Origin of the sequence: Paludibaculum fermentans (genome assembly GCF_051172195.1) — a bacterium.
GTDB classification, from domain to species: domain Bacteria; phylum Acidobacteriota; class Terriglobia; order Bryobacterales; family Bryobacteraceae; genus Paludibaculum; species Paludibaculum fermentans_A.
In genome coordinates this window covers 1,444,300-1,459,902 of sequence record NZ_JBPJAQ010000002.1, presented here as the reverse complement: position 1 = coordinate 1,459,902, position 15,603 = coordinate 1,444,300, and the positions used below count along the sequence as shown (strand labels likewise).

The window sequence follows — 15,603 nt, the reverse complement described above, 5'->3', positions numbered from 1 at the left end:
ACCTCCAGCATAGCGCCTGCCCGCCCCAGCCGTTGGCGCCGCTATTCCGCTGCCAGCGCCTCAGCCCCAAAGCCTGGCTCGGGTTCTGCCTTCTTACGATGCCCCGCCGTCAAGATAATGACAGCCGCCACAATCGCAACCATCGCGCACAAGGCGCGGACGGTCAGGGGCTCACCCGCAATCAGCCACCCCAGGATGACTGCTACCACCGGATTGACGAAGGCATAGGTGCTTGCCTTGGCCGGAGTAGTCGCGGTGAGTAGATAGGTGTAGGCCGAGAACGCCAGAATCGACCCGAATACGACAAGGTAGCCCCAGGCCGCGATCGACACAGCGGAGAACTTCTCGGGGTGAACTTGCGGCAACTCGCCGCGCAACAAGCCCGAAAGGAACAGCAGAGTCCCGCCGCTCAGCATGGTCATGCCGTTCGCCAGCATCGGAGCCGGAGCCGTTGGAGCGTCCATGCCATAGATTGACCCGACCGCCCAACCGAATGCGGCGCTCAGCACCAGGGCGGCGCCGATCAGGTCGGCCCCCGGTCCGCTCACATTCGACGGCCAAACCAGCACGGCCACGCCGGCGAAACCAAGGAAGATACCGGCGAAATCGCGGGCCTTCGGCCGCAGACCGCGCGGTGCGGCCCAAGCCACCAGGACGAGCATGAGCGGCTCGCTGGCCACCAGCAACGCCGCCAGGCCGGACGGGATCCGCTGCTCGGCCAAGGTGACAAAGCCATTGCCACACAACAACATGAGCGTACCCATCACCAGCGCCGTGCGCCAGTGCTTCCAGGTGGGCCGCGCCTTATTGCGGAAGAGGCTCCAGATCAACAGGATCGACCCGGCCGTCAGGAATCGGGTGCCCGCCATCAGCAGCGGAGGGATGGTCTCAATCGCGTAGCGGATGCCCAGGTAAGTCGAGCCCCACACCACGTAAACAATGGCAAAGGCTAGCAATAGCTGCCAGCGGATGGGTATGGTTCTGGTGTCAGACACGGCTCTTTTCCCCCTTCCCCGCCCCGGCCTTTGGCGCCGGAATGGGCAGCGTGGAAACTTCCTTCACTGTTTGGAGAACGATGGTCGTGCGGGTCGAGCGAATGGTGGGAATGCTGCCGAAACTCTCGCGCAATAGGATGGCCAAGGCGTCGGTGTCGTGCACGCGCAGTTTCACCAGATAGCAGTCTTCTCCGGCAATATGGTGGACTTCCTGGACTTCTGGAATCTCCGCCAGTTGGAGCGAAGTCTCCTGCGCGCCGATGCGCTCCTCGGCCCGCACGAAGACAAACGCCGTGAGGCCAATGCCTAGCGCGCGTGCGTTCAATTTGGCTTCGTACGCTCGAATTAGCCCGCGCTCTTCCAACTTCCGGACGCGTTCCAGGACGGCGGAAGGAGCCATGCCCACCTGCCGGGCGAGTTCTACATTGCTGACCCGGGCGTCAAACTGCAGCGCGGCGAGTAGTTGGGCGTCGACGTCGTCAAGCATTGCGAATCTCCTATGCTTCCCAGCATAAGCTTCGCAATTCCGACAGTCAAGACGAATGGAATTCTGTTACGTATCCGTATCTCAGAACATCGTTCTTACAAACGTTGAATCAGGATGTCTTTGAACTCCAGCCAGAAGCCTTGCCGGTGCGCCTGCAGTTCGATGAACCCTTCTTCCAGGTTCTCCAGCGTGGCGTACTCCAGGACGGTATCCCCATCGATGCGTACCCGGCATTGCTTGTCCTTCACCCACAGCTCGAATAGAAACCACTTGCCGTCCTCGATCCGCGGGTAGCGCGCGCGCTTGAAGTGGTACAACGACCCGGTGGGGAAGTGCGCCTCCTCCACATTGTGGAGCTGGATCTCATAGCCTTTGCTGGGGTTGGTGCCGCGGCCGCCGCTGCGGAACAGGACCCCGCCATTGTGCTGCGGGCAACCCCGGATGTAGAGCTGCAACTGGAAGTCGCGAAACTGCTCCTTCGACGCCAGATGCCCTGCTCCGTCGGCGCGCAGGATATCGCCCAGTTCAGTAAAGTTTGGCTTGCCTTCGGAGACCGCCCATTTCGCGGCCAGATCGCCCGGCTGGCTGTAGAGCGGCTGCCACTTCTGCTTGCCTGGCAATTCTTTCACCCGCAGGTTTCGGAACTTGCACTCGGCCGAGGCGGCGACGATCCCCAGGTAGCCGCTGCGCAGCCGCGGCGCGAGGTCCGGGTTGGCGGTAACATCCAGATCCTGCACCACTTCCCCATTCACCGACACCTGCAGTTTCGGCCAGTCGAAGACGACCCGAATGGGATTCCAGCCGGGCTGGACGTTGATCTTCGATGGCGCGATCAGGGGGAACAAGGCGCCAACGGAATAGGGGGTCGGTTTGGCTTCCTTTTCGTGAAAGACCTTGATCTGGAACCCGGCCAGTGATGGACGGCCGAACTCGGGGGCATGCAGGTAGAGCCCTGAGTCCGTCCAGCCCTTCACGAAGAACTCGCCCCGCAGCTCAAAATTCTCAAATTGCCGGCCGGAGCGCAGCCAGCACGGGAAGGAGGCGTGCGAATGCACGGCAACCTCGGAACCGGAGATGGTATAGGCCGAATCAGGCCCATCGACAATCGTCCAGCCGGTGACGGGCTGGAATCCGGACTCGTCCGCCTGCTGGGCGAGGGCGGCCACGGGAACGGCGGCAAGGAAGGTGCGTCGGGAGAGCATTCCCTCAAATTGTGCAACAACCGGGCGTCCCGAGGGTAACTCTCTATCGGATGACGATCTCGACGCCGCCCAACATTGCCCGGCCGGGCAGCGGGATGCTCAGGATTTCCTGGTAGCGGGTGTTGGCCAGATTGGTGAACTGGACGAATGGGCGTACCGGACCACGATTCCGCGCCAGGTATAGATCCCATACTCCGTAGGGATCGCGGGCCCGGCGCTCCATGGCGCCGATGCGCGTCCTGGCCGTGATGGAACCGGGCAAGGTGCCTGTCCAGGAGGCCACTGCGGAGTGGATGGGATAGTTGAAGGAGTACTTCGTATAGATTCCAGGCAGCAACTCGGAGACGCCGCGCAGGCCCGTGTAGCTGACATCGAACAACTGGTGGCGCCAGCGCCAGGCGGCCGAAGTCTCCACGCCGGTGAAGTTCAGCCGGACAATATTGGCGGCCACCCATGGCCCCGTCGGAGAAGCGCTCATGTAGTCGATGCCGTTGCGGTCGCGGCGATGGAAGGCGGTCGCCTGCAGGCGCAGGTTGGCGGTGGGCCGGTACTCGGCGCCGGCTTCCGTGCTCCAGGCGGTCTCGGTTTTCAGAGCCGCGTTGCCCTGGTTGGCCGGATCCTTGTAGTACAGTTCCGTGAAGGTTGGCAGCCGGTAGGCCCGGCTCACTCCGCCTCGCAGCTTGAACTTCGAGGTCGCGTAGTAGCCAACCCCAACCGAGGGGCTCACCTGGTCGAAGACCCCGCGGTAGCTCTCCGTCCGAATCCCGGTCGTGAGCGAAAAGCGCTTCAGCGCCCGGATGTCGAGGGAAACATAGCCCGTCCCGCGCGCCCTGCTATGGACACCCAGGTTGGTCGAATTGATATTCTCACCGAAGCTTTCGACGCCGTAAAAGAGCGTCATCGTGCGGCCCAGCGGTTCGCGGCGGCGTACGCTGGCCTGCCAGCTTTCGGCCACGTGGTTGTTCTGGTAGCGCTGCGGATTATCCCGGTAGAGATAGAACAGATCGGTGTGGCGTCGGAAGCTGAAGGCCGCTTCGGTGCGTTCCCCAAACGACTGGCGCAAGCCGCTGTACCAGGTTTTGGTCCGTTCCCATGACGGATAAGCGCCGTAGAAATCCTGGGCTCCGAAGGGCTTATCGGCGTAACCCAGATCCACGTCAGTCGAACCCAATTTCGAGGCATAGCGTGTAGTGGAGCCGAAGGCCAGGTTCCGGTAGTCGCGATTAGCGATGAAGCCCGTGGAGAAGTCGCGCGAGAAAGTGAACTGCTGCGTGAGCGGGCCAACCAGTCCGGTGACGGTGGCCGATTCCTGGTTCGTCCCGAAACTGCCGGCGGCCAGGCGGATGCGCGCCTGCCAGGCCTCCGGCGGAGCGGTAATGATATTCACCACGCCACCTACCGCATCCGAGCCATATAGCGTAGAGCCCGCACCGCGTAGAACCTCAATTGACTGAATGGCTTCCATCGGCACCGGCAAATCCATATTGTGATGCCCGGATTGCGGATCGTTCATCCGGCGGCCATTCAACAGGACCAGGGTCTGGCCGAAACTGGCGCCGCGGATGGAGAGGTCGCCCTGCACGCCGTTCTGGCCGCGCTGGCGCAGGTCGAGCGACGGGTCCAGCCGGAGCAGGTCGACAAAGGTGTTGAAGAGAAGAGTTTGGCCGCGGACCGGCAATGAGTCGATGCTGCGGTCGGCCTCTTCGAGCGGCAGGGGCTGCCAGGTGCCGGTCACTACAACGGACTGCTTCAGGACGGGCGGATCGGACTGCGCGAACAACAGGCAGGAAGCTGGCGTCAGACAAAGACACAGGAGAGGAAGGCGCATGAGGAGATGAGGGTGGCATCGCGCATTTCGGACAACCCACCCTTCATTTCCATTTTCGCAGATTTCCCCGGCCGGTACGCCTGGACCTAATTGGCCTCAGTGGTGGAAATCCTGACCTTCGCACCCATATCGAGCCGCGTCAGGCTGGAGATGGCGACGGTCTCGCCCTCATTCAGCCCCTCCAGGATCTCGATCTCCTTGGGGAACCGGTCACCGACCTTCACGTCCCGCACGTCGATGGACTCGTCCTTTTTCACGACGTAGGATTTATTCGTACCAAGAACGTACAGAATAGCCTGTGACGGCACTACGCGGATGTTCTCAATCTTGTCTGTATCGAGACGCGCCCGGGCGTAGGAACCGGGTTTCAACTCGTGATTGGTGTTCTGGATGAGCGCCTCAACGACAAACGTCCGCTTGGTCTGGTCCACGGTGGGGGAGATGCGCCAAACCTTGCCTTCAAACTTGCGGCCCTCGAAGGCTTCCACGATGACTTCGGCCCGCTGGCCCAGTTTCACCCAGGGCGCCATGCGTTCCGGCACTTCGACGCGCAGCCGGATGGGATCAATCTTGACCAAAGTGAACAGCGGCGAATTGGCGCGCACATAGGCGCCGACTACAGCCTGGCGATCCTTCACGAAAGCGGCAAAGGGGGCGCGCACGGTGGTATCCCGCAGCTTCTTCCGCTGCAGGTCGAGGCTGGCCTTATAGCGTTCAATCTCCTGCACCAGGTTGCGGGTCTGGTTCAGCGTCTGGTCATACGCGGCCTGCGCCGACTGGAACCGGGCCTGGGCCTGGTCGAGGTCCGACTTCGGGCCGATGCCCTGATCCACCAGTTCGCGGGTGCGCTTATAGCGAACCTCCACCTCAAACAGGTCGGCTTTGGCGCGGCGCACGTCGGGCGCTTCGCGGACGTCCTGCAACCGGTCTTTGTCGTCCTTCAGGCCGAGACGCTCCAGCGCCTGGCGCAGTTGCGCCTCCTGCTGGGCAACGAGATAGCGGGCCTCTTCGTCGGAAATGCGGGCCAGCACCTGTCCTTGGGTGACGAGGTCGCCCAGGTCGACGCTCACCTGCTGCAGAGGACCGTCGGTCTCGGCACTGATGATGGCTTCGTCATAGGGAAAAAGCGTGCCAACGCCTTCAACCGAGCGTTGGATGGCTCGAAGGGAGACGCGTGCCACTTTCACGGGTACGGGTCCGGTGTCTTTCTTTGCAGCGGCCGGGGCGGTGCGCGTGCAAGCTGAGAGAAACAGGATGGATACTGCGCTAAGAAGACCTAAAAAAGAACGATTGAAATCCATGCGGCTACCTGGGGGACACCTTCCGCGCACCCCAATGACTAGGCGCGCTTCGAGGGGGGAAGGTTTCCGGAAGCCGCTATTGTATCGAGGTTTATGGTCCGCCCGCCGCGATATTCTTACTTGACTAAAAGGAAGAACCCGGTGTTGCTGGCCGTATCGTTCGGCTTGCCTTGGCCGTTGGAGACCGGCAGGTTGTTGGAATTGCTGAAACCAGCCAGAAACGCGCTGCCCTGGGCATCCACGGCCATGGTGGTGACGACATCGTTCAGATTGCCGCCGAAGGTGAGCGACCAGACCAGGGCCGAGGCGTCGAACTTGGTTGTATCGATGCGCGCCGCCCACGATTCCACCAGGCGGACGGGCGGCTTGGTGTAGCCATCGATATTCTTCAACGGGAAGTTGGCCGAGGTCGTATAACCGCCCAGGGTAAAGGTTCCGTCCACCGGGCTCTGCGCTAAGGCGTAGGCAATATCGGTGCCGGTATCGCCGAAGTAGGTGCAGTAGGGGATGATCGCCGCGCCTGTCTTGGAGGGATCCACGGCCAGGAGGAAGGCATCGACGCCACCCGCCAGTGACAACTGATAAGCACCGGGCGTGACCGGCAGATCATTGGAGGTGGTATAGCCCGCGATCCAGGCCCGGTCCTGCGAATCGATCACCATGGCCTGGCCGGAATCAATACCGCGGCCGCCGATATAGGTCGAGTAAAGCAGCGAATCGAAGGCTGTCTGGTTGGGATCGAGCTTCGTGAAGAAGATGTTGCCCCCAGCCTTCGCAGAGGATTGATAGCTGGCGCCCGCCAGGGGGAAATCGCTCGAAAGAGTCGAGCCCGAGACGTAAACCATGCCCTTGCTGTCAAAGCCGATGGCGTTGGCGACGTCGGTGGAGTTGCCGCCCAGGAAGGTGGACATGATGAGGGTACCCGGCACCGTATCGGCAAAGGGCCGCACGACAGCGATGAAGGTGTCCTGTCCTCCGCGGTTGGAGGGCTGTAGGGCAACGCCTTCCTTGGCGCCATACAGTACGCCCGAGTTCGTGTAGCCGGTGATGGCCAGCGTGCCGTTGGGGCCGGCGGCGATCGCCTGCCCGACATCGGTGCCGGTGCCGCCGTAGAAAGTCGAATAAGTGAGGGTATCCAGGCCGCCGGCGGCCGGATCGTAGACGAAGACGAAGGCGTCGATGCCGCCCGCCACTTCGTCGTCGTCCGCATCCTCATTGTCAGGATTCGGGTCGCCGAGTTCCAACTGGAACGCATTGCCGCTCAACGGGAAATCAGTGGAGGCCGTGCTGCCGGTCATCGCCAGGCGGGAACCGAACCACGTCAGGCCATTGGCTTCGTCGTCTGCGGTGCCGCCAATGTAGCTCCAATAGACCAGCTTCCAGGAGGCGCCGTCGGAGACGATCTTGGCCAGGAAAACGTCCTTGAGGCCGCTGTTGGTCAAATAGTACGGATTGGTATCTTCCGGGATATCCACCTGGGCCGCGGCTCCGCCCGCTACCCAGAAACCGCCCGCGGGGTCTGCGACCACCGCATTGATGATGTCGGCGCTATCGCCGATCACATAGCCGGCCCAGGAGACGACGGGGTCGATCACCAGCGGCAGGTTGCGGTCGTATTTGCCGAGCCGGAAACCCACTTCGCCATTGCGGGCAATCTCGTAGGAACTGGTCACCGGGAGGCGACGGCCATCCCGCATCTGGTAGGCGACGGGGGCGTGCTGGCGAATGCCGGCCGCAAGTTCCAGTTCGCCGGTCTCCACCAGTTTCGGCCGGGCGCCGGAGAAGCGAAGGCGAATTGCCTTAGGATCGGAACCGGGCTGGACCAGGAAGTCGTACTCGAGCTGCTTATCCTGCGCGTAGTAGAGGACATCGATTCCGGGGTAAGCACCGCGCACGGCAACACGATCAAAATGAGGGACATCGGCGCGCCACTTGGAACGCTGGCGGCCGATGATGTAATTCGAAGTCGCCTGCTGCCGCTGCACGCCTTCCAACCGCGCGTCAGCCTGGCCGCCAGCCAGGGACATGCGCAGCTTGCCGCCTAACATCGCACCAGAGGCGTCGATGGAAACCGGCATGGTGGAGAGGTGGGAGGTGAACCGCGTATTATCCGGTGCCGGTTCGAACCAGGCCGGTAACAGGCTGAGAGCCTTATGGGGATCGGAGGGGCTGGTGCCTGCGACAGCGGTCACGGCGGCGGCAATGGTAAGGATCGGCAGGATGCGCATGCGAGTTTGTGGATGAGGCAGGCTGACTGCCCCAAACTAAACATTATACGGTCCTGGATGGGGGCGCGGGTACAACAAAACCCAAAGGGAGGGTATGCGCTCAATTTTCAGGCAGTTGGCGGTCAGCGGGACTCGCCGGCGACGACCAGAAAACCGGTCTGGACCTCTCCGTCCAGAATTCGGTTCCAGATTGCCCGGGCACGGCCCTGGGCCTTGCTGTGTTCGAACAACACTTCCTGCCCGCGCGCCAGCCCGGTATCGGAATGGGCGGCACGGAAGCCTGTCTCACTGACATCGATCAGGCGGCCTTCGAAGGGCGCGGCCCCGGCGTTGTCCACCGCTCTAAAGGTGACGCGGCCTTCGGCGCGAAATCGCGGCTCACGCCGTTTTTCCAGGTAACTCTCTGTCATGGTTCCACTTATGGCCATTCACCGGCACTTCGGACGGTTCCTCTTCCAGACGGTATTGTCTGAGCTTCCTACTCAAAGTTCGGCGTGAGATGCCCAGCAGATCGGCCGCCCGTTGCCGGTGACCGCGGGTTTCATCCAGCACGCGCATGATTGTCTCGCGCTCCAGCCCATCCAGGATAGCCCCATGGGCGGAATGGGGGGAGGCGGCTCCGGACTGAGGCCCACTGCCGATCTCGACGGGCACGCGCGATGGGATCGACTGTAGGCGGACGGGCAGCTCCAGATCGGAGCTGAGGATGACGCCATTGCGGGCCAGGATGGCGGCACGCGTGATGACATTCCTCAATTCCCTTACATTCCCGGGCCAGGAATGGTGAATCAATGCTTCCAGCGCTTCGGCGGACATGTGCATCGACGGATCGTGCAGATTGAGGAAGTGCAACGCCAGGGCCTGGGTGTCTTCAGGCCGCTCGCGCAGCGGGGGCACTCGCAGGGTCATCTGGCTGAGGCGGTGGTAGAGGTCACGGCGGAATCGGCCCTCGGAAACCGCTACCTCCAGGTCAACATTGGTGGCGGTGAGGACGCGGACATCCACGGTAATCTTCTTTGTACCACCCAGGCGGTAATAGGGCATGCCGTCGAGCACACGGAGCAGTTTGACCTGCATACGCGGCTCCAACTCGCCAATTTCGTCAAGAAAGAGCGTGCCGGTATTGGCCAGTTCGAATAGGCCGGGTTTGGAGGAATCGGCGCCGCTGAACGCTCCTCGCTCATAGCCGAACAGTTCGCTCTCGATGAGATGCTCCGGCAGGGCACCGCAACTGATATCCACCCAGGGGCGGCTGCCGCGCAGGGAGAGATGATGCAAAGCGCGGGCGATCAATTCTTTCCCGCTGCCACTCTCGCCCTGGACGAGCACGGTGGCCGAGGTCCGGGCCACCCGTTCGACCAGGTCGAGGGCAGCCAGCATGCGCGGGCTGGCGACGATCGCTCGCATCCCAAGGAACTCGAATTCGTGAACCGGCGGCACTGGCATGGAAGTGGCCTATTTGTTCATTCGACGATTTCCTCTCCAGGCTATAGCCGAAATCATCGAGAAACCGCACCCAAACTAGCCTTAGATGAGCGTAGGAGTTTGCTTAGCCTCCCAGAATGGTAATGTTTCCATCGACTTCCTCCGATGGTTCACGGGTAGAAGCACACATGTCGAACGTGGCTAAGACCTACACCCGGATCATGATTGTTCTTGGGATCGCTGTGTTCCTGCCGCAACTGCGGTATTGGAACAACCAGGATCCGGTTCAGTACCTGAGCTATTTCACGCTCGCCATCCTGGCCTCGGTGCTGCAGGTTGGTTACCACACGGAACTCGGCGTGGTCCCGATCAACCTGCTGTTTGTACTCATTACGTTGCGGTCGCTGTCCCCGGCCGAGACGATGGCCCTGGGTGCGGCCAGTGCGCTGGCCCAGAAATGGATGTCGTCGAAGAACTCGCGCACCAGGATCCTGGACAGTCTGTTTGCCGTCTCGGTGATGTGCATCGCCATCGCGCTGGCCGATTACGCCTCGCGCGGGGTTTTTGTGATGGAGGGCCGGCGGGAACTGAACGACGCGCTGCGGGCGATCCTGACGGGCGCCACCTTCTTTGTAGGGATCTCGTTCCCCTGGGCGACGAAGGAAGCGCTGGAAACCCGGGTGAAGATGCCGGTGATCTGGAAGAACCGCTACTTCTGGATGCTGCCGTTCTATGTAGCCGGCGCCGTGCTGGCCGGGATCTTCGACATTGCTCGGGGAGAAGTGGGCTGGCAGTTGCCGGTGCTGGCGGTGCCGGTGCTGTTTCTGCTCTACCGTTCCTACCGCATCTATATGGCGCGGCTGGAGGACGGCCGGTCGCATGCCGAAGAGATGGCTTCCCTCCACTTGCGGACGATCGAAGCCCTGGCGCTGGCCATCGATGCCAAGGACCAGACCACGCACGAGCACCTGGAACGCGTGCAGGTCTATGCCATGGAAGTGGCCAAGGAACTGGGGCTCAACGAATCGGAGATGGAGGCCTTGCGCGCGGCTTCGCTGCTGCACGACATCGGCAAGCTGGCCGTGCCGGAGCACATCATTTCCAAGCCTGGCCGCCTGACTCCGGAAGAGTTCGAAAAGATGAAGATTCACCCGGTGGTGGGTGCGGAGATCCTGGAACGGGTGCGATTCCCCTACCCCGTGGTGCCGATAGTGCGTTCGCATCACGAGAAGTGGGACGGCAGCGGCTATCCAGATGGACGTTGGGGGGAAGACATACCGATAGGCGCGCGGATCCTGTCTGCCGTTGATTGCCTGGACGCCCTGGCCAGCGACCGCCAGTACCGCAAAGCGATGCCGCTGGACCAGGCGATTGGCGTCGTTGTACAGGAGGCTGGACGCGCGTTTGACCCGAGGGTAGTCGAAGTGTTGGCGCGGCGTTATGTGGAACTGGAGCGCATGGCGAAGGCGCGCAAGATCGAGCCGCTGAAACTTAGTACCGATATCAAGATTGAGGCAGGGGCTGCGCCCGCGGCCGGCTTCGAAGGCTCGGACAAATCGGCGGCCTCCAAAGCGGCCGCGATTCTCGAGCAACCGGATTTCCTGAGCAAGATTGCCGCGGCGCGGCACGAGGCTCATGCCCTGTTTGAGCTCGCGCAGAATCTGGGCAGTTCGCTGAGCCTGGACGAGACGCTGTCCGTCCTGAGTGTCCGCCTGAAGCGCCTGGTGCCCTACGATTCGATGGCGGTCTATATCCGGCGAGAAAACCTGCTGCATCCCGAGTTCGTCAGCGGCGACAACTTCCGGCTGTTCTCCACGCTGGAGATTCCGGTAGGCCAGGGCCTCTCGGGCTGGGTGGCGGAAAATTCGAAGCCGATTCTCAACGGCAACCCTTCAGTGGAGCCGGGTTACCTGAACGACCCGTCGAAGTTCTCGACCCTGCGCAGCGCGCTGGCCGTGCCGCTGCAGGGGGTGAACGGCGTGATCGGCGTATTGGCCCTGTACAGCAGCGAGCGGGATTCCTTCACCAAGGACCACTTGCGCGTGCTGTTGGTGGTGAGTTCGAAGCTGTCGCTGGCGATCGAAAATGCGCTGCGCTACCGGCAGGCAGAGACTTCGGCGACCACCGATTTCCTCACCGGCCTGCCGAATGCGCGGTCCCTTTTCCTGCATCTGGACAGCGAGATTGCGCGCTGCAAACGCAGCGGCGAGGTGGTGTCGCTGCTGGTCTGCGACCTCGACAATTTCAAGCAGATCAACGACCAGTATGGGCACCTGGAGGGCAACAAGGCCCTAAAGGTGGTGGCAACGGCGCTGCGGGGCAACTGCCGGGAGTACGACTATGTGGCGCGCATGGGCGGCGATGAATTCGTGGTGGTGCTGCCGGGCCTGGATGCCGCCAATGCGGCACAGCGGGCGGAGCACATTCGCAAGATGGTGCTGGAAGAGGCGCGGCTGCAGACTGGGCTCGAACTGTCGGTCTCGATCGGAAGCGCCACTTATCCGCATGGCGGAGCCGATGCCGAGGATCTGCTCTCCTCAGCCGACCGGGTGATGTACAAGGTGAAGGCGGCGAGTCCGGAGCGGCTGCGCTCCCAGAAGAACTGGGCGCTCTGGCAGCAGAGCACCCAGGGCACGCAGACGATCCACTAGCCGCGCGGCTATTCGACCACGCGACCGTGCAGGCGGAAGCGATAGACGAGCGCTCCGGAGACCAGGGTGGCGGCGGCGAGGGCTGAAATCACGGGCGCGAAGCGCAGTCCGACGAAGACGAGCACGACGCCAGGAACCACGAACAGCAGGGGGATGAGCGGATAAGCGAAGCTCACGACACCCAGCTTCTGCCAGCCGGGACGGCCGCGGAATTTGAAGAGGCTGGCCACGGCGAGCATGGCGAACAGGCTGAGCAGATAGCCGATGTAGGTCATCAGGTTGCCGAAGTTGATGAGGGTCATCAGCATCGCGCAGGCGCCCTGGCAGAGGATGGCCGGCACCGGGGTGCGCCATTCGGGGTGGATCCTGGCGGCGACGGGCAGGAATGCGCCGTTCTTGGCCATGGCGTAATAGAGACGGGGCCCGATGGTGACCATTGCGTTCACGGTGGACATGAGGGAGATCGCCAGCAGGCCGCTGAAGAGCCCCGCCACTTTCTCGCCAAACAGCGCCTTCGCCGTGAGGGAGCCGACGGCGAGTACGCCTTTCATTTCCGAGAGCGGCGTGGCGTAGATGAACACAACGTTGAATAGCAGGTAGAGCCCAGCGACCAGGATGGTGCCGATGGTCAAGGCCAGGGGCAGGGTGCGTTCCGGGCGTTGGAGTTCTTCGGCGATATAGGTGGCGGCGTTCCAGCCGCTGTAACCGACATAGATCCAGAAAAGGCTGATGGCGAACTGCGCGGTGAGGGGCGCGGAGGAGGTGCGCACGGTCGACTGCGTGAGATGGCTCCAATCGCCCTGTCCCATCAGGAGGCCGAAGCCGATGAAGGCGACCATGACGAGGATCTTCACGGAGGTGAGCGTGTTCTGGATGCGGGCGATGAACTCGACACCGAAGAGGTTGAGCACGGTGAAGACGAGAATGATGCCGGCGGCCATGATCTGGGCTCCGCCGAACTGGAAGCCGATCTCCCCGGCGCTCCAGCGGAACCAGGCGTTTTGCTGTTTGAGCGCCGGAAAGAAGTAACCCACATAGTCGGAGAGCGCGAGTGCGGCGGCGGCGATGGGCGCCGAGAAGCCGGCGAAGAAGCTGACCCAGCCGCTCATGAAGCCCAGCGTGGGGCCGTAGGCGCGGGTCAGGTAGACGTACTCGCCGCCGGACGCGGGAAAATTCACCCCCAGCTCTGAATAGGAAAATGCTCCGGCCAAAGCGATGATGGCGCCGACCAGCCAGATGCCGAGCACCAGTTTGGGATCACCCAGGTCGCCGGCCAGGAAGCCGGTCGACGTGAAGATGCCGGTGCCCACCATGTTCGAGATGACGAGCGCGGTAGCGGAGTATAGACCTAAACGTCTAAGAAGAGTGGGGGAAGAGGTCATTGGATTGAATTGTAGCGGACGCGAAGAGTTCAGGTTGTGACGGGGCCCGGCGCTGCTGCGTTTCCAGGGATTTTGGGCAAGTTTGCGCTACACCGCGGACAGGAAGGCGCGGCCGGAGGAGAGGGTGACACCGCCGTCGACGGTGAGGACGGTTCCGGTGATGTAAGACGCGGCAGGCGAGGCGAGAAAGAGGGCGACCTCAGCGATTTCGCGGATCTCGGCGAACCGGCCGAGCGGAACGGCGGCCATGGTTTTGGCGCGGGCCTCCGGGGTGGGCGCGAGGCGGCGCATGCCTTCGGTGCCATCGACGGGGCCGGGCGCGATGACATTGACGCGCACTCCGGCTGGCCCCCATTCCAGGGCGAGGACCCGATTCAGCATGTCGACCCCGGCTTTGGCCGCGCAAGCGTGGGCCTGGCCCTCATAGGGATGAGAGCCGTGCGTGGCGGAGATAGAGATGACGGAGGCGCCGGGTTTGCGCAGGTGCTGATAGGCGGCGCGGCAGGTGTTGAAGGTGCCGAGGAGATCGATGTCGACGACAGCCTTGAAGCCATTGGCGGACATACCCAGGACGGGCGCGGGGAAGTTGCCAGCGGCTCCGCAGACGAGGATGTCGATGGGTCCAAAGGCCTGCAGGCAGGCTTCGGTGGCGGCGAAGTCGCGCACATCGGCGGCGAAGGTTTCACAGGGGAAAGTGAGGGCTGCGGCGGCCAGCTTATCGGGATCGCGTCCCTGGATGCCGACGCGGGCGCCGTGTTGGGCGAAGAGTTGGGCGATTCCGCGGCAGATCCCGCTGGAGCCTCCGGTGAGGTAGGCCGACTGGCCGGCCAGAAGGTTATCGCGGAATACGCTGGGCATCGGAGACACTATAGCGGAGAAACCCAATTCGATGTGCCTGTCTGGCCATGACATTTCGAGGAGGCCGTGCAATCTCACAGGCGCGGGGAGAGATCTCAGTACGCGCTGCATTCCCCCTGTCAGAAGGATGATGAAGCACGCGAGTCGCTACGAGAACAAGTCGCATGGGAATTGGAGTATGGTTGAGTGCAGGTTATTGCAGCAATGTGGTACTTATCAGTCGTAATTCTCATCGTGCTTGCCTGGCTCGCGCGGAGGTGGATGAATCGCCGGCGCCAAGGAAAGAGCGCCCCACCTGAGAGCATTGTCCTCTTTCATAGCCATCCGATATCGCTAAATGCGACCACCCTGGCCCAGTGGTTCGGTGCCGCGGCAGGGTGTGAGGTCGAAGTCATCGATTCGTCGGAGGAGACCGGCGTAGAGCCTGACGAGCCGGCGCCAACGAGTTGGTTGACCGGGCAATCGCCACACTTCATCTGCTGCATCCGAGGAACCATGTTCATGGCGCACAACCTGTCTGCCCCCTACATGACAGATCCTCTTGGTGCCAGCCAGGGGCAGATGGAAATGAGACTGAGCAAAGCAATCAAAGAACACAAAGCATGGGCTTCCGTAGACGTTCTTCATCCGCAGGAAGCAACCGCGGAGAATTACCGAATCGTGGCGATGGTAGCTGCAAAGATGGTTGGACCGGACTGCCTAGCCTTGTACTCTCCTAAACTAAGCAAGTTTGCTCCCTGCATGGGTGATGAGACGATCGAGAAGTTGCTTTCTGCGGATCCCCTACAGGCCGTGTTTGTGGAACACGGAACGGTGCCAGTGATTCCAATGCAAAGTGACGACCCGAGGTTGCTAGCAGCTGAGGCTGAGGCACGGAGCAGATTCCACGAATTCGAATCGGCGTTCAACTCTAACTCCAACGGCGGATCTCACTTCTCGGTCAAGACAATGATTACTCGTGGAGACAACTCCGAACATATTTGGGTCGACGTAACTCGGATCGAGGGGGAGACACTCCTGGGGCTATTGGGGAATGAACCAGTAGACTTGGGAGACCTGAAACTCGGATCCGAAGTTAGCCTTGACCGCAGCCAGGTAGAGGACTGGGCCATTATGCGTGGCGGAGAACTGATCGGTGCCTTCACCCTCACAGCACTGCAGAATGCCCATCCGGCCGATTCAGGTGGGGACAAGCAGTAATTAATCGGTGGCCTCGCATACGCGAAGCTATCAACCTCCTCCCGCG

12 protein-coding genes are annotated in these 15,603 nt (G+C 62.0%); 2 read left to right on the top strand and 10 right to left on the bottom strand.

Annotated elements, in window-relative coordinates; genetic code table 11:
* Positions 1–41: 41 nt before the first annotated feature.
* The 8 genes from yedA to ACR9Y2_RS32440 all read right to left on the bottom strand — a co-directional run bounded on the left by yedA (position 42) and on the right by ACR9Y2_RS32440 (position 9,448).
* Entirely contained in the window at positions 42–995 is a 954-nt protein-coding gene (gene yedA, locus ACR9Y2_RS32475) for a drug/metabolite exporter YedA (protein WP_435046036.1), read from the bottom strand.
* Entirely contained in the window at positions 988–1,482 is a 495-nt protein-coding gene (locus tag ACR9Y2_RS32470; RefSeq protein ID WP_435046035.1) for an Lrp/AsnC family transcriptional regulator, read from the bottom strand. The genes yedA and ACR9Y2_RS32470 overlap by 8 nt, the downstream gene beginning before the upstream one ends.
* 95 nt (positions 1,483–1,577) lie before the next feature.
* The gene (locus tag ACR9Y2_RS32465) at positions 1,578–2,684 is read right to left on the bottom strand and encodes a 3-keto-disaccharide hydrolase (protein WP_435046034.1); all 1,107 of its coding nucleotides are present in this window, start codon (positions 2,682–2,684) and stop codon (positions 1,578–1,580) included.
* A 43-nt stretch (positions 2,685–2,727) separates the two neighbouring features.
* The gene (locus ACR9Y2_RS32460) at positions 2,728–4,512 is read right to left on the bottom strand and encodes a TonB-dependent receptor plug domain-containing protein (protein ID WP_435046033.1); all 1,785 of its coding nucleotides are present in this window, start codon (positions 4,510–4,512) and stop codon (positions 2,728–2,730) included.
* Positions 4,513–4,598: 86 nt separating this feature from the next.
* The gene (locus tag ACR9Y2_RS32455) at positions 4,599–5,699 is read right to left on the bottom strand and encodes an efflux RND transporter periplasmic adaptor subunit (RefSeq protein ID WP_435046032.1); all 1,101 of its coding nucleotides are present in this window, start codon (positions 5,697–5,699) and stop codon (positions 4,599–4,601) included.
* A 230-nt stretch (positions 5,700–5,929) separates the two neighbouring features.
* On the bottom strand, positions 5,930–8,041 hold the full coding sequence (locus ACR9Y2_RS32450) for an SBBP repeat-containing protein (RefSeq protein ID WP_435046031.1): 2,112 nt from the start codon (positions 8,039–8,041) through the stop codon (positions 5,930–5,932).
* 122 nt (positions 8,042–8,163) lie between these two features.
* Positions 8,164–8,451 (bottom strand): PilZ domain-containing protein, encoded by a 288-nt coding sequence (locus ACR9Y2_RS32445; RefSeq protein WP_435046030.1) that lies wholly within the window; start codon positions 8,449–8,451, stop codon positions 8,164–8,166.
* Positions 8,420–9,448: a sigma-54 interaction domain-containing protein gene (locus ACR9Y2_RS32440; protein WP_435046029.1), complete on the bottom strand. Its 1,029-nt coding sequence runs from the start codon at positions 9,446–9,448 to the stop codon at positions 8,420–8,422. Before ACR9Y2_RS32440 ends, ACR9Y2_RS32445 begins: the two co-directional genes overlap by 32 nt.
* Positions 9,449–10,152: 704 nt before the next feature.
* Between ACR9Y2_RS32440 and ACR9Y2_RS32435 the strand changes: the two genes are divergently transcribed.
* Positions 10,153–12,117 (top strand): diguanylate cyclase, encoded by a 1,965-nt coding sequence (locus tag ACR9Y2_RS32435; protein WP_435046353.1) that lies wholly within the window; start codon positions 10,153–10,155, stop codon positions 12,115–12,117.
* A gap of 8 nt (positions 12,118–12,125) precedes the next feature.
* On the opposite strand, the gene ACR9Y2_RS32430 is transcribed toward ACR9Y2_RS32435, so the two are convergent.
* Both ACR9Y2_RS32430 and ACR9Y2_RS32425 read right to left on the bottom strand, forming a co-directional pair.
* Positions 12,126–13,499: an APC family permease gene (locus ACR9Y2_RS32430; RefSeq protein ID WP_435046028.1), complete on the bottom strand. Its 1,374-nt coding sequence runs from the start codon at positions 13,497–13,499 to the stop codon at positions 12,126–12,128.
* A gap of 87 nt (positions 13,500–13,586) precedes the next feature.
* Positions 13,587–14,357 (bottom strand): SDR family oxidoreductase, encoded by a 771-nt coding sequence (locus ACR9Y2_RS32425; RefSeq protein ID WP_435046027.1) that lies wholly within the window; start codon positions 14,355–14,357, stop codon positions 13,587–13,589.
* Positions 14,358–14,543: 186 nt separating this feature from the next.
* On the opposite strand from ACR9Y2_RS32425, the gene ACR9Y2_RS32420 reads away from it, so the two are divergent.
* Positions 14,544–15,557, top strand: a complete 1,014-nt coding sequence (locus tag ACR9Y2_RS32420; protein ID WP_435046026.1) for a DUF2314 domain-containing protein — start codon at positions 14,544–14,546, stop codon at positions 15,555–15,557.
* Positions 15,558–15,603 lie beyond the last annotated feature (46 nt).

Coding starts and splice junctions, on each gene's coding strand:
- ACR9Y2_RS32425 (WP_435046027.1), bottom strand. CDS start 14,357: ATGCCCAGCGTATTCCGCGATAACCTTCTGGCCGGCCAGTCGGCCTAC.
- ACR9Y2_RS32440 (WP_435046029.1), bottom strand. CDS start 9,448: ATGCGAGCGATCGTCGCCAGCCCGCGCATGCTGGCTGCCCTCGACCTG.
- ACR9Y2_RS32435 (WP_435046353.1), top strand. CDS start 10,153: ATGCCGGTGATCTGGAAGAACCGCTACTTCTGGATGCTGCCGTTCTAT.
- ACR9Y2_RS32450 (WP_435046031.1), bottom strand. CDS start 8,041: ATGCGCATCCTGCCGATCCTTACCATTGCCGCCGCCGTGACCGCTGTC.
- ACR9Y2_RS32465 (WP_435046034.1), bottom strand. CDS start 2,684: ATGCTCTCCCGACGCACCTTCCTTGCCGCCGTTCCCGTGGCCGCCCTC.
- ACR9Y2_RS32470 (WP_435046035.1), bottom strand. CDS start 1,482: ATGCTTGACGACGTCGACGCCCAACTACTCGCCGCGCTGCAGTTTGAC.
- ACR9Y2_RS32445 (WP_435046030.1), bottom strand. CDS start 8,451: ATGACAGAGAGTTACCTGGAAAAACGGCGTGAGCCGCGATTTCGCGCC.
- ACR9Y2_RS32460 (WP_435046033.1), bottom strand. CDS start 4,512: ATGCGCCTTCCTCTCCTGTGTCTTTGTCTGACGCCAGCTTCCTGCCTG.
- ACR9Y2_RS32430 (WP_435046028.1), bottom strand. CDS start 13,499: ATGACCTCTTCCCCCACTCTTCTTAGACGTTTAGGTCTATACTCCGCT.